General features: G+C 66.3%; 18 protein-coding genes and 1 riboswitch. Of the genes, 13 read left to right on the top strand and 5 right to left on the bottom strand.

Translation table 11 applies throughout. The annotated features are described in order from the left end of the window. Positions 1 to 85 precede the first annotated feature (85 nt). Positions 86 to 1,240 (bottom strand): TDT family transporter, encoded by a 1,155-nt coding sequence (locus tag L1F06_RS02445; RefSeq protein WP_129481931.1) that lies wholly within the window; start codon positions 1,238 to 1,240, stop codon positions 86 to 88. Between the two features lie 109 nt (positions 1,241 to 1,349). Between L1F06_RS02445 and L1F06_RS02440 the strand changes: the two genes are divergently transcribed. From L1F06_RS02440 to L1F06_RS02420, 5 genes are all read left to right on the top strand, one after another. Continuing rightward, the gene (locus L1F06_RS02440; RefSeq protein WP_129481932.1) at positions 1,350 to 2,234 is read left to right on the top strand and encodes a LysR family transcriptional regulator; all 885 of its coding nucleotides are present in this window, start codon (positions 1,350 to 1,352) and stop codon (positions 2,232 to 2,234) included. Between the two features lie 72 nt (positions 2,235 to 2,306). Continuing rightward, on the top strand, positions 2,307 to 3,311 hold the full coding sequence (locus L1F06_RS02435; RefSeq protein WP_129481933.1) for an ArsR/SmtB family transcription factor: 1,005 nt from the start codon (positions 2,307 to 2,309) through the stop codon (positions 3,309 to 3,311). Then, entirely contained in the window at positions 3,308 to 4,498 is a 1,191-nt protein-coding gene (gene metK / locus L1F06_RS02430) for a methionine adenosyltransferase (RefSeq protein WP_004373084.1), read from the top strand. Before L1F06_RS02435 ends, metK begins: the two co-directional genes overlap by 4 nt. A 149-nt stretch (positions 4,499 to 4,647) precedes the next feature. Then, on the top strand, positions 4,648 to 6,327 hold the full coding sequence (gene ligB / locus L1F06_RS02425; RefSeq protein WP_129481934.1) for an NAD-dependent DNA ligase LigB: 1,680 nt from the start codon (positions 4,648 to 4,650) through the stop codon (positions 6,325 to 6,327). 83 nt (positions 6,328 to 6,410) lie between these two features. Further along, on the top strand, positions 6,411 to 6,818 hold the full coding sequence (locus L1F06_RS02420; protein WP_129481935.1) for a DUF1090 domain-containing protein: 408 nt from the start codon (positions 6,411 to 6,413) through the stop codon (positions 6,816 to 6,818). On the opposite strand, the gene L1F06_RS02415 is transcribed toward L1F06_RS02420, so the two are convergent. Together L1F06_RS02415 and L1F06_RS02410 are read right to left on the bottom strand one after the other, a co-directional pair. Beyond that, the gene (locus tag L1F06_RS02415) at positions 6,812 to 7,258 is read right to left on the bottom strand and encodes a c-type cytochrome (protein ID WP_004373090.1); all 447 of its coding nucleotides are present in this window, start codon (positions 7,256 to 7,258) and stop codon (positions 6,812 to 6,814) included. The two genes, L1F06_RS02420 and L1F06_RS02415, sit on opposite strands and share 7 nt — an antisense overlap. Positions 7,259 to 7,414: 156 nt before the next feature. Then, positions 7,415 to 7,801 carry an MAPEG family protein gene (locus tag L1F06_RS02410; protein WP_004373092.1) on the bottom strand — a complete coding sequence of 129 codons (387 nt, stop codon included), beginning with the start codon at positions 7,799 to 7,801 and terminating at the stop codon, positions 7,415 to 7,417. A gap of 217 nt (positions 7,802 to 8,018) precedes the next feature. Further along, a riboswitch (S-adenosyl-L-homocysteine riboswitch) is annotated at positions 8,019 to 8,110 on the top strand. Positions 8,111 to 8,132: 22 nt separating this feature from the next. On the opposite strand from L1F06_RS02410, the gene ahcY reads away from it, so the two are divergent. From ahcY to rhlE2, 7 genes are all read left to right on the top strand, one after another. Continuing rightward, positions 8,133 to 9,542, top strand: coding sequence for an adenosylhomocysteinase (gene ahcY / locus L1F06_RS02405; protein ID WP_129481936.1), 1,410 nt, complete (start codon positions 8,133 to 8,135; stop codon positions 9,540 to 9,542). Positions 9,543 to 9,640: 98 nt separating this feature from the next. After that, the gene (gene metF, locus L1F06_RS02400) at positions 9,641 to 10,486 is read left to right on the top strand and encodes a methylenetetrahydrofolate reductase [NAD(P)H] (RefSeq protein WP_129481937.1); all 846 of its coding nucleotides are present in this window, start codon (positions 9,641 to 9,643) and stop codon (positions 10,484 to 10,486) included. 45 nt (positions 10,487 to 10,531) lie between these two features. Beyond that, on the top strand, positions 10,532 to 12,694 hold the full coding sequence (locus L1F06_RS02395; RefSeq protein ID WP_129481938.1) for a PA5441 family protein: 2,163 nt from the start codon (positions 10,532 to 10,534) through the stop codon (positions 12,692 to 12,694). Further along, positions 12,664 to 13,428 (top strand): DUF3142 domain-containing protein, encoded by a 765-nt coding sequence (locus tag L1F06_RS02390; RefSeq protein WP_129481939.1) that lies wholly within the window; start codon positions 12,664 to 12,666, stop codon positions 13,426 to 13,428. Before L1F06_RS02395 ends, L1F06_RS02390 begins: the two co-directional genes overlap by 31 nt. Before the next feature lie 98 nt (positions 13,429 to 13,526). Further along, a complete protein-coding gene (gene ppnN, locus L1F06_RS02385; RefSeq protein ID WP_004373099.1) occupies positions 13,527 to 14,900 on the top strand; it encodes a nucleotide 5'-monophosphate nucleosidase PpnN in 1,374 nt (457 codons plus the stop codon). A gap of 50 nt (positions 14,901 to 14,950) precedes the next feature. Next, complete coding sequence (locus L1F06_RS02380) at positions 14,951 to 15,709, top strand: substrate-binding periplasmic protein (protein ID WP_129481940.1); 759 nt, start codon at positions 14,951 to 14,953, stop codon at positions 15,707 to 15,709. A gap of 189 nt (positions 15,710 to 15,898) precedes the next feature. Then, positions 15,899 to 17,785 carry an RNA helicase RhlE2 gene (gene rhlE2, locus L1F06_RS02375; protein WP_177491052.1) on the top strand — a complete coding sequence of 629 codons (1,887 nt, stop codon included), beginning with the start codon at positions 15,899 to 15,901 and terminating at the stop codon, positions 17,783 to 17,785. Positions 17,786 to 17,934: 149 nt separating this feature from the next. On the opposite strand, the gene L1F06_RS02370 is transcribed toward rhlE2, so the two are convergent. Both L1F06_RS02370 and L1F06_RS02365 read right to left on the bottom strand, forming a co-directional pair. Beyond that, complete coding sequence (locus tag L1F06_RS02370; protein ID WP_129481941.1) at positions 17,935 to 18,510, bottom strand: YceI family protein; 576 nt, start codon at positions 18,508 to 18,510, stop codon at positions 17,935 to 17,937. A gap of 59 nt (positions 18,511 to 18,569) precedes the next feature. After that, entirely contained in the window at positions 18,570 to 19,115 is a 546-nt protein-coding gene (locus tag L1F06_RS02365) for a cytochrome b (protein ID WP_004373107.1), read from the bottom strand. Between the two features lie 238 nt (positions 19,116 to 19,353). Between L1F06_RS02365 and L1F06_RS02360 the strand changes: the two genes are divergently transcribed. Then, positions 19,354 to 20,757, top strand: a complete 1,404-nt coding sequence (locus L1F06_RS02360; protein ID WP_129481942.1) for an adenosylmethionine--8-amino-7-oxononanoate transaminase — start codon at positions 19,354 to 19,356, stop codon at positions 20,755 to 20,757. The last annotated feature ends 39 nt before the right edge of the window (positions 20,758 to 20,796 follow it).

The following is a 20,796-nucleotide window of genomic DNA, read 5'->3' as shown; positions in this document are numbered from 1 at the left end:
CTTGATGAAGGGGGCGAAAAAGACGGCCATTTTCGCCCAGCCGGCCCCCGCGGGGCAATGACAGATGGTCGTAGATCGTCGCGAATCAGCTCGCCTGCTCGCTCAGCACGCCGACAGCGGGGCTGCCCGGGCCGCCCAGACAGGGCGCCTGGAACAGTTCGCCATGCCAGACTCCGGCCAGGGTCCGGCTCAGCACCAGCGACCAGACAGCCGCCAGCTGCACCGTCAGCAGCACGCCGACGAAGGCGAAGAAGGCCAGACCGGTCAGCGCCTGCAGCTCGAAGGTGGCCAGGGTGAATACCCCCAGCGGAAAGGTGAAGCCCCACCAGCCGAGGTTGAACGGCATGTTGTCGCGGATGTAGTGCCGGGTGAACAGCGTGGCGATCACCAGCCACCAGAGCCCGGCGCCCCACAAGGCCAGACCGCCGATCAGGCCGAGGTCGCGGGCCAGCTCGGCGGCACCGCTCAGCGGCGTGCCGGCGAAGGCCAGGGGCGCCGCCTGGCCCATGCTCAGCAGGCCGAGGCAGCCGGTGGCCAGTGGCCCCAGCGGCAGCCAGCTGGTGGCGGCGAAATCGGTGTCCGGCAGCTTGTGCAGGGCCAGGCGCAGCAGCACCAGAGTAATCAGCGAGAAGGCCAGCGACAGCGACACGCCCCAGAGGACGAAGCCGGCCACCAGCAACAACTGGGCGTCAGTCGCCGCCAGGTGCGGCGCCAGCGAACCCGCGGTGCTGGCGGCCACCTCCGGCGCGACGATCGGCAGCAGCCAGACCGCGGTGAGCTTTTCCAGCGCATGGTGCTGGCGGGTGAACATCAGGTAGGGCACCAGCAGCGCGCCGAGCAACGCCAGCGCCGCATCCAGCCACCACAGCGCATGCGCCAGGGCGTAGACACCCTCGCCCCAGCGCGGCGCACCGAACAGCAGCAGGCCCTTGATCAGCACCGCCAGGCCCATGGGAATCGCGCCGAGGAACATCGACTGCACCGGGTGCAGCAGCATCGGCGCGATGGTCTCGCGAAACAGCGCCACACGCAGCATGAACAGCAGGCTGAACAGGGCGAACAGCGCCACGCCGAACAACCACAGGCCTTCGGCCAACAGCAGCAGGCCGGGCAGCTGCCACGGCAGATGGGCGACCACCAGCGCCAGTACGCCGGTGCCCATGGTCACGGCGAACCAGCTGGGGGTGAAGTGGCGGATGACGGCCAATGGCTCGGGCAGACGGCTGAAGGGGCGCGGCATGAGTCGGGTGGTCCCGTGGCATGAATGACGAGCACAGGGTAAGAATCGACTTGCCATATGAAAAATACATATTCAGCATCTAAAACATGCCTTCTATTTATGCAAAGCCATGAACCTTCACCACCTCAAGGTCTTTCTCGCCGTCGCCGAGGCCGGCAGCATCAGCGCCGGTGCCGAGCGCCTGCATATCAGCCAGCCGGCAGTGACTCGGGAGATTCGGGAGCTGGAGGCCAGCCTCGACCTGCGCCTGTTCGACCGTCTGCCGCGCGGCGTGCAGCTGACCGAAGGCGGCCAGCGTCTGCTCGATTACGCGCGGCGCATCTTCGTCCTGGAACAGGCGGCCGAGCGCGACCTGCGCGATTTCGCCCAGCTGGAGCAGGGCGAGCTGCACCTGGGCGCCAGCGCCACGCTCGGCGCCTACCTGCTGCCGCCGCTGATCAGCCGCTTCCGCGCCCTGCATCCGCAGATCTTCGTCAGCCTGGAGGTGAGCAATACCGAGGCGGTGACCCGCCAACTGGATGACGGGCGCATCAGCCTCGGCTTCGTCGAAGGGCCTTTCGCCCAGGCCGATTACGACCATCGCCTGCTGGCTCGCGACGCCTTGCTGCCGGTGGTGGCGCCCCGGCATCCGCTGGCCAGAACAGCCGCGCCCTTGCAGGCCAGCGAGCTGCAGGCCTACCCGCTGTACATGCGCGAACCCGGCTCCGGCGCGCGCGCCAGCGTCGAGCAGGCCTATCGCGTCCATGGTCTGGAGCCTCGCGCCGGCATGGCCATCGGCAGCACCGAAGCGCTCAAGCGCCTGCTTGCCGACGGCCAGGGCATCGCCTGGCTGTCGCAGCGGGTGGTCGAGCGCGAACTGGCCAGCGGCGAACTGCAGCGCCTGACCGTGCTGGACCTGCAGATCGAGCGCGAGCTGCACGTGCTGTGGCGCCCCGGTGCCAGCCTGAGCCCGGCGCCGGCGGCCTTTCTGGCGCTGAGCGAGCCGCCGCACTAGCCACACAGCAATATCAAAACTTTTTGATATTGCTGTTGCTGTATGAAAAATGACCGACTAGACTGCGCCACCATGACCCTGCGCGCCCCCCAGCTGGACTTCGACCCCTGCGACGAGCTCGCCGCCCTGTGCAAGGCCGGCGGCGATGCGCTGCGCCTGAACGTTCTGCGCGCGCTGAGCAACGACTCGTTCGGCGTGCTGGAGCTGGCGCAGATCTTCGCCATCGGCCAATCCGGCATGAGCCACCACCTCAAGGTGCTGGCCCAGGCCGGCCTGGTGGCCACGCGGCGCGAAGGCAACGCCATCTTCTACCGCCGCGCCCTACCCGGCGGCCGCCTGCATGCGGCGCTGCTGGACGACATCGACGAGCTGCCGCTGCCAGGCGAGGTGCAGGCACGCATCGCCACCGTGCATCAGCAGCGCGCCACCGTCAGCCGCGACTTCTTCGCCCGCATGGCCGCCAGTTTCCAGGCCCAGCAGGACCTGATCGCCGGCCTGCCGCAATACCGCGACAGCCTGCTGGCGCTGCTCGATGCGCTGCAGTTCACGCCCGATGCCAGTGCCCTGGAGATCGGCCCCGGCGACGGCGCCTTCCTGCCCGAGCTGGCCCGCCGTTTCACCCGCGTCACCGCACTGGACAACAGCCCGGCTATGCTCGAGCTGGCCAGCCAGCGCTGCGCCGCCGAAGGCCTGGCCAACGTCGAGCTGAAGCTGGCCGACGCCCTGCAGGATGAGCAGCCGCCGGCCGATTGCGTGGTGCTGAACATGGTGCTGCACCATCTCGCCACGCCGGCCGAGGCGTTTCGCCAACTGGCGCGACTGGTCGCTCCCGGCGGCAGCCTGCTGCTCAGCGAGCTGTGCAGCCATGACCAGAGCTGGGCCAGGGAAGCCTGCGGCGATCTCTGGCTCGGCTTCGAACAGGACGATCTGGCGCGCTGGGCGACGGCCGCCGGCCTGGTCCCTGGCGAAAGCCTCTACATCGGCCTGAAGAACGGCTTTCAGATTCAGTTACGGCACTTCGCCAAACCCATCATGCGACCTGCCACCCGTTACGGCACACAAGGAACCCACCCATGAGCGAATACTCCCTGTTCACCTCCGAGTCCGTGTCCGAGGGGCATCCGGACAAGATCGCCGATCAGATTTCCGATGCCGTGCTCGACGCCATCATCGTCCAGGACAAGCACGCCCGCGTGGCCGTGGAAACCCTGGTGAAGACCGGCGTGGCCATCGTCGCCGGCGAAGTCACCACCAGCGCCTGGGTCGATCTGGAACAGATCGTCCGCGACGTGATCTGCAACATCGGCTACACCAGCAGCGACGTCGGCTTCGACGGCAACACCTGCGGCATCATCAACATCATTGGCAAGCAGTCCCCGGACATCAACCAGGGCGTCGACCGCGCCAAGCCGGAAGACCAGGGCGCCGGTGACCAGGGCCTGATGTTCGGCTACGCCAGCAACGAGACCGACGTGCTGATGCCGGCGCCCATCGTGCTGTCGCACCGCCTGGTCGAGCGCCAGGCAGAGGCGCGCAAGTCCGGCCTGCTGCCGTGGCTGCGCCCGGATGCGAAGTCCCAGGTCACCTGCCGCTACGAGAACGGCAAGGTGGTCGGCATCGACGCCGTGGTGCTGTCCACCCAGCACAACCCGGAAATCAGCCAGGCCGACCTGCAGGAAGCGGTGATGGAGCTGATCGTCAAGCACACCCTGCCGGCCGAACTGCTGCACAAGGACACCCAGTACCACATCAACCCCACCGGCAAGTTCGTCATCGGCGGTCCGGTCGGCGACTGCGGCCTGACCGGGCGCAAGATCATCGTCGACAGCTACGGCGGCATGGCTCGCCACGGCGGCGGCGCCTTCTCCGGCAAGGACCCGTCCAAGGTCGACCGCTCGGCGGCCTACGCCGGTCGCTACGTGGCCAAGAACATCGTTGCCGCCGGCCTGGCCGAGCGCTGCGAGATCCAGGTGTCCTACGCCATCGGCGTGGCCCAGCCGACCTCGATTTCGGTGAACACCTTCGGCACCAACAAGGTCAGCGAAGAGACCATCATCAAGCTGGTGCGCGAGGTGTTCGACCTGCGTCCCTACGCCATCACCCGCATGCTCGACCTGCTGCACCCGATGTACCAGGACACCGCGGCCTACGGTCACTTCGGCCGTACCCCGCAGCAGAAGACCGTGGGCGAAGACAGCTTCACCACCTTCACCTGGGAGCGCACCGACAAGGCTGCCGACCTGCGCGCCGCGGCCGGCCTGTAAGGCATCGGCACAACCCAGAAGCCCCGCCATGCGGGGCTTTTTGTTGGGCGCCGGGCAGGCGGCACACCGCTTCCTGAGCCCTGCGCCATTCGCGCCTCAGACCCGTTTCGTCTAGGCTCAATCCCACCTCCCAAGCATGGATGCTTGCCATGAAGCGCTGGATCGCTCCGCTCCTCCTGCCCCTCATCGCCCTGGCCGAACCCTGCCCCGACTGGCCGGACAGCCGCGCCCAGGTGGAATTCGCGGCGCTCAGCCAACAGATCGCGCAGTGGGATGACGCCTACCACAACCAGGGCCGCTCGCCGATAGCCGACGAGCTCTACGACCAGGCCCGCGAGCGCCTGCAGCGCTGGCAGCAATGCTTCGCGCCTGCACGACAGCCCCTGCCGGCCCCCCTCACAGGCAGCGCAGGGCCAATCGCCCATCCCGTCCCGCAAACCGGTCTGCGCAAGCTCAACGACGCGGCGATCGGCGAATGGATCGGCAGTCGCGACGACCTGTGGATCCAGCCCAAGGTCGATGGCGTGGCCGTCACCCTGGTCTATCGGCAAGGCCGCCTGCACCAGGCCATCAGCCGTGGCGACGGCCGCCACGGCCAGGACTGGAGCGCACGCGCCCGACAGTTGCCTGCTGTCCCGACGCGGCTGCCCGAGCCGCTCGACCTGGTACTGCAGGGCGAGCTGTACTGGCGCCTCGAGGATCACCTGCAGGCGCGCGATGGCGGCGCCGGAGCGCGCGGCAAGGTGGCCGGAATGATGGCCAGGCACGAGCTGAGCGACCCGGACGGCGCCGCCATCGGCCTGTTCGTGTGGGACTGGCCGGACGGCCCGGCGAGCATGGACGAACGCCTGAGCCAGCTGCAGGCGCTGGGTTTCGCCGACAGCCAGCACTACAGCAAGCCGATCCGCAGCGTCGAAGAAGCCAGGCAATGGCGTCAGCATTGGTATCGCCATCGCCTGCCCTTCGCCAGCGATGGCGTGGTGCTGCGCCAGGGCACGCGCCCCGCCGGCGCGCGCTGGCAGGCGGAGGCCCCGCACTGGGCGGTGGCCTGGAAGTACCCGGCCAGTCAGGCGCTGGCGGTGGTGCAGGCCGTGGACTTTCGCATCGGCCGCAGTGGGCGCATCACGCCGGTGCTACGCCTGCAGCCGGTCGATCTCGACGACAGGCGCATCAGCCGCGTGGCCCTCGGCTCGGTCCCGACCTGGAAGAGCCTCGACGTCCGCCCCGGCGACCAGGTGGCGATCCGCCTGGCCGGCCTGACCATCCCACGTCTGGACAGCGTGATCTGGCGCAGCCCGCACCGGGCGCCGGTCGAGGTACCGCGCAGCGCGGACTACCATGCCCTCAGCTGCTGGCGCAGCAGCCCGTCCTGCCAGCAACAGTTCCAGGCCCGTCTGGCCTGGCTGAGCAGCAAGCAGGGGCTGGCGCTGAGCGGGGTGGGCCCGGGCACCTGGAGCAGTCTGCCCTTGCAGGGGCTGCTCGACTGGCTGGAGCTGGACCAGGCCCAGCTGCAGAGCCTGCCCGGCATCGGCCCGCACCGCGCTGCACAGCTGCAGCAGGCCTTCGCTCAGGCCAGGGACCGACCGCTGCGGCAATGGCTGCGTGCCCTCGGCGCACCTCCGGGTTTCGACGCCGGCGGGCTCGACGACTGGCCCAGCCTGATCGAGCGCCAGCGAGACGACTGGCTGCGTCGCCCCGGAATCGGCCCCAAGGGTGCCGATCGCCTGCTGGCGTTCTTCAGCCACCCCGAAGTTCAGCGCCTGGGCAGGCAACTGCAGCAGGCCGGTGTCGCCGGTTTCCAGCCCCAAGCAGGCCCGCCACGCAGCTGAACCAGGCCAGGTGATCGGTCACCTGGGCCGAACCTCGTGCATCTGCCACGGTCACTCGAAATAGGCACCCACGAGGAAACACCATGATTCGTCAAGCCACCTTGCTCGGCCTGCTGCTGGCCGCCGGGCTGCACGCCACCCCTCTCCTGGCCGCCGAGGCCGACGCCGACGTCGACGTCGACTGCCCGACCAAGCGCCAGATCCTGCAGGAGAAGATCGAGACCGCCCGCGCGCAGGGCAACTCGCAGGAACTGGATGGCTTGCACCGGGCCCTGGGCAATGTCGAAGCCCATTGCGATGAAGCCTCGCTGCACCGTCAGCGCCTGGCCGGCGTGGAAGAAGCACGTCAGGAGGTGCAGCGGCGGGAGATGGACCTGCGCGACGCCATGGGCAAGGGCGACCAGGAGAAGATCGCCAAGCGTCAGGCCAAACTGGCCGAGGCGCGCTCCGAGCTGGAGCAGGCCGAAGCCGAAGCGCGGGCCGATCAGTAAGCGCGGAATGCCTTGTGGCAGGCCTCGCAACTGTCCTCGACCTCACGTACCGCCGGCTCCAGCCGGGAACGCCTTAGCGGCGGCGAGACGGTAGCCTGCACCAGCGCGGCAGTGGCCTGTTCCAGGTCGCGCGCCATCTGCTGGAACTGCTCCTGGCGCTGCCAGAGCTCGGGATTGGCCTTGCTGCGCTCGTCGTCACGGACGTCGGGAAAGTGCTGCCAGGGCTCGCGCGACAGGCGATCGAGCTCGGCCGCACCGGCAACGAAGCGGGCCTCGTCATAGGCGATGCGCCCGCGCAGCATGCCACCGAGATCCTCGCTGACCTTGAGCATCTGCTTGAACAGCGCCTGACGCTGGCCCAGCGGCGAGTCGGGATCGACGCCACCGCAGGCAACCAGAAACAGGCAGGCGCAGGCCAGCAGCAGGGCTTTGAATTTCATCGTGACGCGTCCGGCTTGAAAAACGGTCCGCCAGTATCGCCACTGATCCCCATCAGGCCAAGCGCACTGTTTTACCGCGGGTGTCCCGATGTCCCTGACGCAGGGCATAGGGCGACCAGGCAGCGCCAGCCTGGCCCCACCCCATGGCGCCGCGACTCAGGCAGAGACCACGAACAGCGCGACAATCAGCCCCATGCCGGCGAACCATACCAGCGAGCGCACCGGCCCCCAGTCGGCCAGGTAGCAGATGAGATACAGCACGCGGCTGACGATGAACGCCATGGCCAGCTGATCGAGCAGCCCCTGCTCGGCGCCACCCGCCTGATGGGCGATGATCACTGCCGCGGCGAAGGCCGGAGTCACCTCGAAGCCATTGAGCTGGGCATTGTTGGCGCGCTTGCGCCAGCCCTCGAGGCCGGCGAGGAAGGCGCGCGGGTCGCTGTTGGCCCGCGGCCCGTAACCGGGCCCGAAGAACTTGGCGGTTGTGGTGGCCAGATAGGGCAGGAGGATGGCGATCAGCACGCACCAGTAGGCAAGGGTCATGGAAGCTCCGCATTCGGATGATGGAATGCGCAGCCTGAGCCGTGACCCGGCTGGCGTCCATGGCCCGAAGCGGGGTATGTGAGCGGCGATCCGGCCAATCCCTCGGTGGCAGGTGCCAGCAGCGCGTGGGGCGACGGAAAACCTTGGGCTGCGCCTCGCTGGCAGCTATAATCCGCGAGTTTCACACGGCCGGCACCGCTCCGGTCGTTCCCGCCACCCGTCCGAGGGGCGCTGCAGCAGGTCGGTCGACACCGGTTTGTCAGGCTCGGATGGGGCGTTAACCATACGCATCAACGGCGCCCATTCGCAGACAACGAATGGAGAACTCATTATGAGCGCTGTACTGACGCCTGCCGGCTTCACCGACTACAAGGTCGCCGACATCTCCCTGGCCGACTGGGGCCGCAAGGAACTGATCATCGCCGAATCCGAGATGCCGGCACTGATGGGCCTGCGCCGCAAGTACGCTGCCAGCCAGCCGCTGAAGGGTGCGAAGATTCTCGGCTGCATCCACATGACCATCCAGACCGGCGTGCTGATCGAGACGCTGACCGCCCTGGGCGCGGAAGTGCGCTGGTCGTCCTGCAACATCTTCTCCACCCAGGATCAGGCCGCTGCCGCCATCGCCGCAGCCGGCATCCCGGTATTCGCCTGGAAGGGCGAGACCGAGGAAGAGTACGAGTGGTGCATCGAGCAGACCATCCTCAAGGACGGCAAGCCGTGGGACGCCAACATGGTGCTGGACGACGGCGGTGACCTGACCGAGATCCTGCACAAGAAATACCCGCAGATGCTCGAGCGCATTCACGGCATCACCGAAGAAACCACCACCGGTGTGCACCGCCTGCTCGACATGCTCAAGGCCGGCACCCTGAAAGTCCCGGCGATCAACGTCAACGACGCCGTGACCAAGAGCAAGAACGACAACAAGTACGGCTGCCGTCACAGCCTCAACGACGCCATCAAGCGCGGCACCGACCACCTGTTGTCGGGCAAGCAGGCGCTGGTCATCGGCTACGGTGACGTGGGCAAGGGCTCGGCGCAGTCGCTGCGTCAAGAAGGCATGATCGTCAAGGTCTCGGAAGTCGACCCGATCTGCGCCATGCAGGCCTGCATGGACGGCTTCGAGCTGGTATCGCCGTACATCGACGGCATCAACGATGGCAGCGAAGCCAGCATTGACAAGGCGCTGCTGGGCAAGATCGACCTGATCGTCACCACCACCGGTAACGTCAACGTCTGCGATGCCAACATGCTCAAGGCCCTGAAGAAGCGCGCCGTGGTATGCAACATCGGTCACTTCGACAACGAGATCGACACCGCCTTCATGCGCAAGAACTGGGCATGGGAAGAGGTCAAGCCGCAGGTGCACAAGATCCACCGCACCGGTGCCGGCAGCTTCGATCCGGCCAACGATGACTACCTGATCCTGCTGGCCGAAGGCCGTCTGGTGAACCTGGGTAACGCAACCGGCCACCCGAGCCGCATCATGGACGGCTCCTTCGCCAACCAGGTACTGGCGCAGATCTTCCTGTTCGAGCAGAAGTTCGCTGACCTCTCCGCCGAGAAGAAAGCCGAGCGTCTGACTGTCGAAGTGCTGCCGAAGAAGCTGGACGAAGAAGTGGCACTGGAAATGGTCAAGGGCTTCGGTGGCGTAGTCACTCGGCTGACCAAGCAGCAGGCCGAGTACATCGGCGTGTCCGTGGAAGGCCCATTCAAGCCGGACGCTTACCGCTACTAATGCGTAGGGTGGATAAGCCTCTGGCTTATCCACCGCCGACTTCCCGCAAGGTGGATGGAAAAACGCCATCCACCCTACGTCTCCAAGGCTAGAAACCTATGAGCCAAGAACGCCGCTACAGCTTCGAGTTCTTCCCCACCAAGACCGAAGCCGGGCATGAAAAACTGATGGACGTGGCGCGCCAACTGGCGGCCTACAAACCCGATTTCTTCTCCTGCACCTATGGCGCCGGCGGTTCGACCCGCGACCGCACGCTCAACACCGTGCTGCAACTCGATGGCGAGGTGAAGGTGCCGACCGCGCCGCACCTGTCCTGCGTCGGCGACAGCAAGGCCGAGCTGCTCGAACTGCTCAACCTGTACAAGAATGCCGGCATCAAGCGCATCGTCGCCCTGCGCGGCGACCTGCCGTCGGGTATGGGCATGGCCAGTGGCGAGCTGCGCTACGCCAACGAACTGGTCGAGTTCATCCGCAGCGAAACCGGCGATCATTTCCACATCGAGGTGGCCGCCTACCCGGAGATGCATCCGCAGGCGCGCAACTTCGAAGACGACATCGCCAACTTCGTGCGCAAGGCCAAGGCCGGTGCCGACAGCGCCATCACCCAGTACTTCTTCAACGCCGACAGTTACTTCTACTTCGTCGAGCGCGTGCGCAAGCTGGGCGTGGACATCCCGGTGGTACCGGGCATCATGCCGATCACCAACTACAGCAAGCTGGCGCGCTTCTCCGACGCCTGCGGCGCGGAAATCCCGCGCTGGATACGCAAGCAGCTGGAAGCCTATGGCGACGACGCCGAGAGCATTCGCGCCTTCGGCGAGCAGGTGATCACCGAGATGTGCGAACGCCTGCTGCAAGGCGGCGCGCCGGGCCTGCACTTCTACAGCATGAACCTGGCCGGCCCCAGCCTGGCCATCTGGAACAACCTCGATCTGAAACGCTGACGGGCAGGGAGCCGCGCAGCGGCTCCCGCGCTCAAGGATGAGCCCATGACATTCAAGCGCCTCCTTCCCCTCGCCCTGCTCACGGGGCTGCACGCTGCCCCTGCCCTGGCCAGCTCCGACATGACCTGCGCACCGAGCTGGAAACTGATCTCGGACCAGCTCTCGGCGTGCAACAACCTCGCCTTTCTCAGCCCCGGCAACGACAGCCGGGTCAACCTGCAGCTGCTGCTCGACGATGCCGGCCACCTGAAGCTGACGCGCGAACCGCTGGCACTCGACGGTTACGAGTACGGCTACGGCCTGGTGCCCTTCAGCCTCGGCATGCTCGATGCGAGCCGCGCCCGTAGCGAGGCGACCGAGGCCGACGAGCAAGGCGTCGACCCGGACCTGGCGTACCTGACCCAGGCTTTGCAGCGCCTGGGCATCGACAGCGAAGCGGATGCCTTGGCTGTACAGCGCTTCGCCGAAGGCGAAGGCAATCGCTGCCGCAGCAACGACCTGCAGGCCATGCGCGGCTTCGTCGATGCACTCGGCGCCACGCCGGATCTGGCCGCGAGCGAAGCGCAGGCACTGGCCCGCTCGCGGCGCAGCCTGCTGAGCCTGTGCGGAGAGGGCGATCCGCAAGCAGAGGACATCCTGCCGCCGCCGACGCAGCTGCAATCGCCCGCGGCCCGGGCCTTCGGCGACTACCTGCGCGGCGCCGACGCCTTCTATCGCGGCGACTTCGACCACGCCCATGAGCGCTTCGCCCAGCTCGCGAGCAGCGAACAGCCCTGGCTACGCGAAACCGCCCAATACCTGCTCGGTCGCGTCGCGCTGAACCAGGCGCAGCTGAACGCCTTCGACGAGTACGGTTTCTTCAGTCCGGAGCAGGTGGATAAACCCAGCCTCGACGCCAGCGCGAAGGCCTTCAAGCAGTACCTGAGCAACTATCCGCAGGGCCTCTACAGCGACTCGGCGCGCGGCCTGCAACGTCGCGTGTACTGGCTTGCCGGGGACACCCGGCGCTTTGCCGAGGCCTTTGCCCGGCAATTCGAGCGTGGCGCGCAGCAGGTCGACATGCCCGCACTGATCGAGGAGCTGGACGCCAAGCTGCTGCCCAGCCTCGCCCCGGATGCCATCGAAGACCCGCTGCTGCTGGCCATGCTCGACCTGATCCAGCTGCGCGATCCCGGCAGCAACCGCGAGCCGCGCCTCAGCCTCGAACAACTGCAGGCGCAGCAGCCGCGCTTCGCCAGCCAGCCCGGCCTGCACGCCTACCTGGTCGCTGCCTGGCATTTCTACCGCGGCGGCGATGCCCAGCAGGCGCTCGCCGCCCTGCCGGATGCCGGTTCCGAGCCGATGAACGCCCTCGCCTTCAGCCAGGAAACCCTGCGCGGCCTGGCGCTGGAAGCCAAGGGTGAGAACGCCGCAGCCTTGCAGCACTGGCAGGCACTGCTGGCGCGCAGCCAAGACCCGCTGCAGCGCGCCCAACTGCAACTGGCCCTGGCCTTGAACCATGAGCGCAGTGGCGCACTGGAGAAGGTGTTCGCCACCGACTCGCCGATCAGCACCGCGCCGATCCGCGAGCGCCTGCTGGCCTATGGCGCCGGCCCCGAGCTGCTGCGCCAGCAGGCGGGAAACGAGCAGACTCCGGCAGGCGAGCGCGCAACCGCGCTGTACACCCTGCTCTATCGCGATCTGGATTACGGTCGCTACGCCGACTTTCTCCGCGATTTCGCGCAGTTCCCGTACAAGCCGACACAGCCAGCGCAGCGCCTGGATCCTGGCCTGTTCGCCTGGAGCGGTGGCAGCGATGCCGGCTATGCCTGCCCGAGCCTGGTCAGGATCGCCGAACGCCTCGCCGCCAATGCCGAGGACGCCCAGGGCATGCTGTGCCTGGGCGACTTCATCCGCATCCACGGCCTCGACGAGCACTGGCTGAACCGCCCGCCGGCCGCCGGCGAACTGGGCAGCGCACCGAGCCAGTTCCAGGGCGCATCCTTTTCCCGCCTGGCCGCCTACCAGCTGCTGCTGACTGGGCCGCAGGTCAGCCGCGAGGACAAGGCCTACGCCCTGTTCCGCGCAATCAACTGCTATGCGCCCAGCGGCTATAACAGCTGCGACGGCCAGGACATCAGCAAGGACCAACGCAAGCAGTGGTTCCAGACCCTCAAGCGCAGCTACGCGGACACCCAGTGGGCGCAGCGACTCAAGTACTACTGGTAGGCCTGCTCCTGCTGGCAGCCGGCCTGCCGGCGCAGGCCACGCGCGTCGACGCCGGCGAGCATCAGGCGTTCTGGCTGTGGGCGGGCGTGACGCCACAGCCGGTGCTGGCCCAGGCCCGTACGCTGTACGTGCTGCAGGGGCAGATCGACGGCCCGCGCCGCGCCGGCGATCCCGCGGCGCGCATGCTGGCACAGAACCCGGCCACGCCCAGGCTGTCGAAAGACGTCGAGCTCTGGGTGGTGTATCGCGCGCATACCCTGGACTGGAACGACGAGGTATTCGCCCTGCTGCTCAGCCAGTTGCAACGCTGGCAGCGTGCCGGCAACCGGGTCAGCGGGGTGCAGATCGACTTCGATGCGCAAACGCTGCACCTGAGCCGCTACGCCGTCTTCCTCGAAGACCTGCGCCAGCGTCTGCCTAGGCAGTACCGCCTGAGCATCACCGGCCTGCTGGACTGGGCCGGCAATGCCGACCCGGCGGCGCTGAACCGCCTGGCCGGGGTGGTCGACGAAGTGGTGATGCAGACCTACCAGGGCCGCAGCAGCATCGCCGACCACCAGCGCTACCTGCCGAGCATCGCACGGCTGCAGTTGCCGTTTCGCATCGGCCTGATACAAAACGGCGAATGGCAGGCGCCGGATTACCTGCAAAGCAGTCCCTGGTTCCGCGGCTATGTGGTATTTCTGCTGAACCCGAGCGAACCCGCAACCGACACGCCATCCGCCAGACACTGACCGCCAGCCACCGACAAACACAACACCTGCTTCCGACAACGCATTCGAACTCCCCTCCGCGCCGGCCTTCGTCGCGACCTTGCCACCAGGACCACTTCATGCTCAAACGCCCCCGCATCAACGCCTCCGTCAGCCCCAAGGGCAGCCTGGAAACCCTCTCCCAGCGCGAAGTGCAGCAACTGCGCGAAACCGGCTCCGGCAGCGTCTACCGCCTGTTCCGCCAGTGCGCCCTGGCGATCCTCAACACCGGCTCGCACAGCGACAACGCCAAGACCATTCTCGAGGCCTACCCGGACTTCGAAGTGAAGATCCACCAGCAGGATCGCGGCATCCGCCTGGAGCTGATCAATGCGCCGGCCGATGCCTTCGTCGACGGCGAGATGATCGCCAGCACCCGCGAGATGCTGTTCAGCGCCCTGCGCGACATCGTCTACACGCAGAGCGAGCTGGAGAACAAACGCATCGATCTGGAAAGCTCCGAAGGCATCACCGATTACGTCTTTCACCTGCTGCGCAACGCGCAGACCCTGCGCAGCGGCGTCGAGCCGAAGATGGTGGTGTGCTGGGGCGGCCACTCGATCAGCACCGAGGAATACAAGTACACCAAGAGGGTCGGCCACGAGCTGGGCCTGCGTGGCCTGGACATCTGCACCGGCTGCGGCCCGGGCGTGATGAAGGGGCCGATGAAGGGCGCCACCATCAGCCATGCCAAGCAGCGCAACCTCACCGGCCGCTACCTGGGCCTGACCGAGCCGGGCATCATCGCCGCCGAGGCGCCCAACCCGATCGTCAACGAGCTGGTGATCCTGCCGGACATCGAGAAGCGTCTGGAGGCCTTCGTCCGCGTCGGCCATGGCATCATCATCTTCCCGGGCGGCGCCGGTACCGCCGAGGAATTTCTCTACCTGCTGGGCATCCTCACCCACCCGGACAACAAGGACCTGCCCTTCCCGGTCATCCTCACCGGCCCGAAGAGCGCCAGCACCTACCTGCAGCAGCTGCACGACTTCATCGGCGCCACCCTGGGCGAGGCGGCGCAGCAGCGCTACCGCATGATCCTCAACGACCCGGCCGAAGTGGCCCGCGAGATGGCTGTCGGCATCAAGGCCGTGCGCCAGTTCCGCCGCGAGCGCAACGACGCCTTCCACTTCAATTGGCTGCTGAAGATCGACGAAAGCTTCCAGCATCCGTTCGAGCCGACCCACGCAGCCATGGCCGGCCTGCAGCTGACCCGCGAACAACCGCTGCATGAACTGGCTGCCAATCTGCGTCGCGCCTTCTCCGGCATCGTCGCGGGCAACGTCAAGGAGAACGGCATTCGCCTGATCGAGGAGCACGGCCCGTACGAGATCCGCGGCGAGGCAAGCATCATGCGTCCGCTGGATCGCCTGCTGCAGGCCTTCGTCGAACAGCATCGGATGAAACTGCCCGGCGGCAGCGCCTATGAGCCCTGCTATCGGGTGGTGGAATAGGCAGATCGCCTGTGCTTTCACCGCGCGGGCAAAATCGCTAATCTGGCGCTATGCCATTATTCAAGCGCCAGATTATCGCCATCTTCCTGCTGTGCGGCCTCGCCTTCGCCGCACGCGGCGAGACCTTGCGCGTGGTCACCGAAGCCTGGCCGCCCTACGTCTTCGAGGAGAACGGCCAGCCGGCCGGTCTCGACTACGAGATCAGCCGCGAGGTGCTGCACCGGCTGGGTATCGAACTGGACCTGCAGTTCATGCCCTGGAAGCGCTGCCTGCTGGCGCTGGAACAGGGACATGCCGACGGCATTCTGGACATCTTCCATCTGCCCGAACGCGAGGCGAGCATGCTCTTCGTCGAAGAGCCGCTGAGCGAAGTCGAGTTCGTGCTGTTCCACGCACGCAATCGCCCCTACCCCTATGAGCGCCTGGAAGACCTGCGCGATCTGGTGATCGGCATCTCGCCCGGCTACTGGTACAACAACGAAGCCTTCCGTAACTCGACGCTGTTCAGCCGCGAGGAGGCGCCAACTCACGAAGCCAACCTGGGCAAGCTGGTGCGTCACCGTGTCGACCTGGTGGTCAATGACCGCCGTGCGGGCCTCTTTCTCAGCGCGCAGCTGGGCCTGCTGGATCAGGTCGACTACAACCGCAAGGCCATCGGCCACGACCGCATGTACCTGGCGCTGCGCCGCGACCCGGCGCTGCAGCAGCTGGCGACCGACTTCGCTCGCGAGCTGCGCCGCTTCAAGCGCGAACCCGCCTACGCACGCCTGCAGGCGCGCTACGCCAGGCCCGAAGATTCCAGGCCGTGAACCAACCGACAGGCTGGTAGCTGCGCAGGCCATCAGCTCTGTTATACTCGGGCCTTCCCGCCAGGCTTGCGCCCGGATGCTAGCTCCCAGAAGCCAGCAGTACCGGACGGGATCACGCGCCCCACGCATGATTCAAGCCAGGCAATATCACCCCATAGGGCCACGCCCTCACTACGTACAGGATTGCCCATGTCCTTTGCTTCCCTCGGTCTCTCCGAGGCTCTAGTCCGTGCGATCGAATCCGCCGGCTACACCCAGCCCACTCCGGTGCAACAGCGGGCCATTCCCGCCGTGTTGCAAGGTCGCGATCTCATGGTGGCGGCCCAGACGGGCACGGGTAAGACCGCAGGCTTCGCCCTGCCGATTCTCGAGCGTCTGTTCCCCGCCGGTCACCCGGACCGCGAACAGCGCCACGGCCCGAAACAGCCGCGCGTGCTGGTGCTGACCCCCACCCGCGAACTGGCCGCCCAGGTGCACGACAGCTTCAAGATCTATGCGCGTGACCTGAAATTCGTCAGCGCCTGCATCTTCGGCGGCGTCGGCATGAACCCGCAGGTCCAGGCCCTGGCCAAGGGCGTCGACGTACTCGTCGCCTGCCCGGGCCGCCTGCTCGACCTGGCCGGCCAGGGCAGCGTCGATCTGTCCCACGTGGAAATCCTGGTACTGGACGAAGCCGACCGCATGCTCGACATGGGCTTCATCCATGACGTGAAGAAGGTCCTCGCCCGCCTGCCGGCGCAACGCCAGAACCTGCTGTTCTCGGCGACCTTCTCCAAGGACATCACCGACCTGGCCGGCAAGCTGCTGCACAACCCGGAGCGCATCGAGGTCACGCCGCCGAACACCACGGTCGAGCGCATCGAGCAGCGCGTATTCCGCCTGGCCGCCAGCCACAAGCGCGCCCTGCTCGCCCACCTGATCACCCAGGGTGCCTGGGAACAGGTGCTGGTATTCACCCGCACCAAGCACGGCGCCAACCGTCTGGCCGAGTACCTCGACAAGCACGGTCTGCCGGCTGTCGCGATCCACGGCAACAAGAGCCAGAACGCGCGCACCAAGGCCCTGGCCGACTTCAAGGCGAACAAGGTACGCATCCTGGTCGCCACCGATATCGCCGCCCGTGGTCTGGACATCGACCAGCTGCCGCACGTGGTCAACTTCGAGCTGCCCAACGTCGAGGAAGACTACGTCCACCGTATCGGCCGTACCGGTCGCGCCGGCCGTAGCGGCGAGGCCATCTCGCTGGTCGCCCCGGATGAAGAGAAGCTGCTGAAAAGCATCGAGCGCATGACCAAGCAGAAGATCCCCGATGGCGATCTGATGGGTTTCGATGCCAGCGCCGTGGAAGCGGAGCGCCCGGAAGTGCGCGAACCGCGTCAACCACGCAATGCCGGGCAGAAGAAGCAGAAGGCCGAAGGCGGCGACAAGCCCAAGGGCGAGCGCCACGGCAGCGGCCGCAAGGATAAGGGCAAGGACAGCGGCAAGGAGCAGAAGGCCAAGCCGCAAGGGCAGAAGCGCCGTGGCCAGGGCCCGCGCAACGATGGCCCGAGCCAGCCCGCCGCAGCGATTCCACCGTTGCCTCCGGATCGCGATCCGGAAGAATTTCTCGACGACGAGATCGACAACTTCGGCAACCGTGTCGACTACGTCAGTCCCAACCAGAACAAGCAGCAGGGCCGCGGGCGTCGTCCCGGCGCCGCACCCGCCAATGGCGCGCCGCAGGGCCAGCGTCAGAACGGCAAGGGCCCGCGCAACAACAATGGCGGCGGCAATGGTGCGGGCAAGAACCGTCGCCAGGGCAGCGGCCAGGGCGGACAACCCGGCCAGGGCCGCAACGGCAGCAATCGTGGTCGTGGCCGTCCCGCCCATGACGGTCGCATCACCTCGCTCGACCGCGACGAACTGCCTCGCACAGAGGCCGCCGTGCGCAATCCGCGTGAGAAGCAGCCCGTCATCGTGCACAAGGGTTCGCGCCTGGATCGCTTCCCCACCGCCGAGCAACTCGACGAGCTGAGCAACAGCACGCGCCCGCGCGGCGAGAAGCCGGCACTGCTCACGCGCAATCGCGACGAGTAAGCTGACGCGCAAACGAAAACGCCGCCCGATGGGCGGCGTTTTTGTTTAGGGGGAGAGGCCAGTGGAGAACCAGCCCTCTCCCGCCCTTCGGGCACCCTCTCCCATAAATGGGAGAGGGTCATCAGCTGGGCCGCAAGCGGCCGCTTTCTTTACTGACGAATACCTTCGACCGAGATGATCAGCTCGACGGTTTCCGAAGCCGGGCCGAGATCCTTGGTGATGTCGAAATCCTTCAGCTTCAGCGTGGTGGTGCCTTCGAAACCGGCACGGTAGCCGCCCCACGGATCCTTGCCTTCGCCGATGAACTTGGCGGCGATGACCACGGGCTTGGTCACCCCGTTAAGGGTCAGGTCGCCAGTGATGTCGGCAGTGCCTTCGCCGGTGGACTTGACCGAAGTCGACTCGAAGGTAGCGGTGCCGTGCTTGGAAACGTTGAGGAAGTCGGCGCTGCGGATGTGCTTGTCACGCTCGGCGTGGTTGGTGTCGACGCTGGCGGTGTTGAGGGTGACGCTGACCTTGCTGGCTTCCGGGTTGGCGGCATCGAAGCTGAACTTGCCATCGAAGTCCTTGAAGGTGCCGTACAGCCAGCTGTAACCCAGGTGGCTGATCTTGAAGTTGACGAAGGCATGCTGGCCTTGCTTGTCGATGGCGTAGTCGGCCGCCATGGCCTGGCCGCCGATCAGCGCGGAACCCAGAACCAGTGCAGCGAGGGCGTTCTTCAACATGGGTGTTCTCCTTGCGAGGTTGTCGATCTAGATGGGCCTTGGCCCGGTTGTGAATGACTTCAGCGCCCGAACATCCGCAGCAGGGTGCTGTCACGGTCGATGAAATGGTGCTTGAGTGCCGCCAGGCCATGCAGCCCGGCGAAGATCACCAGCCCCCAGGCCAGGTATTCGTGGATGGCGCCAGCGATGTCTTCCTGTTGTGGGATACCGGTCAGGGTTGCCGGCACACTGAACAGCCCGAATACGTTGATGCCACGGCCATCGGCGGTCGAGATCAGATAGCCGGAGATCATCACGCCGAACAGGCCCAGATAGAGCAGGCCGTGGCCCAGTCTGGAGGCCAGGCGAGTGAGCCGGCCGTGACTGGCCAGCGCTGCGGGAGCCGGGCTGAACAGACGCCACAGCAGGCGCAGCAGCATCACGGCGAACAGCAGGATGCCAATGCTCTTGTGCAGATCGGGCGCGCTCTGCCGCCAGGGGTCGTAATAACTCAGGCCCACCATCCAATACCCCAGGGCGAACAGGCCGAACACGACCAGCGCCACCAGCCAGTGCAACAGCACGCTGACCAGACCATAACGAGCAGAGGTGTTACGCCATTGCATGGGGGCTTCCCTAATCCAGTTTCCGAGCAAGACTAACGGCAAATCTATCGATTTAAAGCGGAAAATTTCGCTATGAAATATCGAGAAATACGATATTAAAAAGGCGTGATTCCAACCCGCCAGCTTAGTCCAGCGCAGCGCCGGGGAAGTTCGTCATACGGGGCCGGACGGCCGTATCCGGCGGATCGGCGGGCGCGCCTTCTGGTAGGCTGTTGCGCTGATGATTGGGAGACGCACCATGAGCTTGAACGACCACTGGATGCAGCGCGACCTCGAGGTCCTGTGGCATCCCTGTACCCAGATGAAGGATCACGAGCGCCTGCCGCTGGTGGCGATTCGCAAGGCCTCCGGCGTATGGCTGGAGGACTTCGACGGCAAGCGCTATCTGGATGCGGTCAGCTCCTGGTGGGTCAACGTCTTCGGCCATGCCAACCCGCGCATCAATGCCCGCATCCGCGAGCAGCTGGAAAGCCTCGAGCACGTGATGCTCGCCGGCTTCACCCACCAGCCGGTCATCGAACTGTCCGAGCGCCTGGTGCAGATCACCCCGCCTGGCCTGAACAAGGTGTTCTACGCCGACAACGGCTCCTCGGGCATCGAGGTGGCGCTGAAGATGAGCTTCCACTACTGGCTCAACAACGGCCAGGCCGGCAAGAAGCGCTTCGTGACCCTGAGCAACAGCTACCACGGCGAAACCGTGGCGGCGATGTCGGTGGGCGACGTGTCGCTGTTCACCGATACCTACAAGGCGCTGCTGCTCGACACCCTCAAGGTACCCAGCCCGGACTGCTACCTGCGTCCCGAGGGCGTGAGCTGGGAGGAGCATTCGCGCGTCATGTTCGCTCATATGGAGCAGACGCTGGCCGAGCACCACCATGAAGTAGCCGCGGTGATCGTCGAGCCGCTGATCCAGGGTGCGGGCGGCATGCGCATGTACCACCCGATCTACCTCAAGCTGCTGCGCGAAGCCTGCGACCGTTATGGCGTGCACCTGATCCATGACGAGATCGCCGTGGGCTTCGGCCGCACCGGCACGATGTTCGCCTGCGAGCAGGCCGGCATCACTCCCGATTTCCTGGTGCTGTCCAAGGCGCTGACCGGCGGCTATCTGCCGATGGCCGCGGTGCTGACCACCGACGAGGTATACGGCGCCTTCTACGACGACTACGCCACCCTGCGCGCCTTCCTTCACTCGCACACCTACACCGGCAACCCGCTGGCCTGCGCCGCCGCCCTGGCGACTCTGGACATCTTCCGCGATGACGATGTGATCGAACGCAACAAGGCGCTGAGCGCGCGCATGGCCAGCGCCACCGAGCATCTCAAGGATCATCCGCATGTCGCCGAAGTGCGCCAGACCGGCATGGCCCTGGCGGTGGAGATGGTGCAGGACAAGGCCAGCAAAGCCGCCTACCCCTGGCAGGAGCGGCGCGGCCTGGCGGTGTATCAGCACGCACTAACGCGCGGTGCGCTGCTGCGCCCGCTGGGCAGCGTGGTGTACTTCCTGCCGCCTTACGTGATCACCCCGGAGGAGATCGATTTCCTCGCCGAGGTGGCCAGCGAAGGCATCGATATCGCCACCCGCGACACTGTCAGCGTGGCCGTGGACAATCGCTATCCCGATCATCGCGATCCGGGTTGAGCGAGCCATAAACGAAGCCCGGTGCGCACGGCGCACCCT

This window comes from Pseudomonas hydrolytica, from assembly GCF_021495345.1.
GTDB lineage: Bacteria > Pseudomonadota > Gammaproteobacteria > Pseudomonadales > Pseudomonadaceae > Aquipseudomonas > Aquipseudomonas hydrolytica.
The sequence above is the reverse complement of the archived record's forward strand: the minus strand, read 5'-3'. Positions and strand labels throughout refer to the sequence as shown.

What these genes read in the sequence shown, in the direction of transcription:
- metF (WP_129481937.1), top strand. Translation starts at nt 9,641, where the DNA reads ATGAGCCAAGAACGCCGCTACAGCTTCGAGTTCTTCCCCACCAAGACC.
- ligB (WP_129481934.1), top strand. Translation starts at nt 4,648, where the DNA reads ATGAAGCGCTGGATCGCTCCGCTCCTCCTGCCCCTCATCGCCCTGGCC.
- L1F06_RS02410 (WP_004373092.1), bottom strand. Translation starts at nt 7,801, where the DNA reads ATGACCCTTGCCTACTGGTGCGTGCTGATCGCCATCCTCCTGCCCTAT.
- L1F06_RS02365 (WP_004373107.1), bottom strand. Translation starts at nt 19,115, where the DNA reads ATGCAATGGCGTAACACCTCTGCTCGTTATGGTCTGGTCAGCGTGCTG.
- L1F06_RS02395 (WP_129481938.1), top strand. Translation starts at nt 10,532, where the DNA reads ATGACATTCAAGCGCCTCCTTCCCCTCGCCCTGCTCACGGGGCTGCAC.
- L1F06_RS02435 (WP_129481933.1), top strand. Translation starts at nt 2,307, where the DNA reads ATGACCCTGCGCGCCCCCCAGCTGGACTTCGACCCCTGCGACGAGCTC.
- ppnN (WP_004373099.1), top strand. Translation starts at nt 13,527, where the DNA reads ATGCTCAAACGCCCCCGCATCAACGCCTCCGTCAGCCCCAAGGGCAGC.
- L1F06_RS02415 (WP_004373090.1), bottom strand. Translation starts at nt 7,258, where the DNA reads ATGAAATTCAAAGCCCTGCTGCTGGCCTGCGCCTGCCTGTTTCTGGTT.
- L1F06_RS02360 (WP_129481942.1), top strand. Translation starts at nt 19,354, where the DNA reads ATGAGCTTGAACGACCACTGGATGCAGCGCGACCTCGAGGTCCTGTGG.
- L1F06_RS02445 (WP_129481931.1), bottom strand. Translation starts at nt 1,240, where the DNA reads ATGCCGCGCCCCTTCAGCCGTCTGCCCGAGCCATTGGCCGTCATCCGC.
- L1F06_RS02440 (WP_129481932.1), top strand. Translation starts at nt 1,350, where the DNA reads ATGAACCTTCACCACCTCAAGGTCTTTCTCGCCGTCGCCGAGGCCGGC.
- L1F06_RS02370 (WP_129481941.1), bottom strand. Translation starts at nt 18,510, where the DNA reads ATGTTGAAGAACGCCCTCGCTGCACTGGTTCTGGGTTCCGCGCTGATC.
- metK (WP_004373084.1), top strand. Translation starts at nt 3,308, where the DNA reads ATGAGCGAATACTCCCTGTTCACCTCCGAGTCCGTGTCCGAGGGGCAT.
- rhlE2 (WP_177491052.1), top strand. Translation starts at nt 15,899, where the DNA reads ATGTCCTTTGCTTCCCTCGGTCTCTCCGAGGCTCTAGTCCGTGCGATC.
- ahcY (WP_129481936.1), top strand. Translation starts at nt 8,133, where the DNA reads ATGAGCGCTGTACTGACGCCTGCCGGCTTCACCGACTACAAGGTCGCC.
- L1F06_RS02380 (WP_129481940.1), top strand. Translation starts at nt 14,951, where the DNA reads ATGCCATTATTCAAGCGCCAGATTATCGCCATCTTCCTGCTGTGCGGC.
- L1F06_RS02420 (WP_129481935.1), top strand. Translation starts at nt 6,411, where the DNA reads ATGATTCGTCAAGCCACCTTGCTCGGCCTGCTGCTGGCCGCCGGGCTG.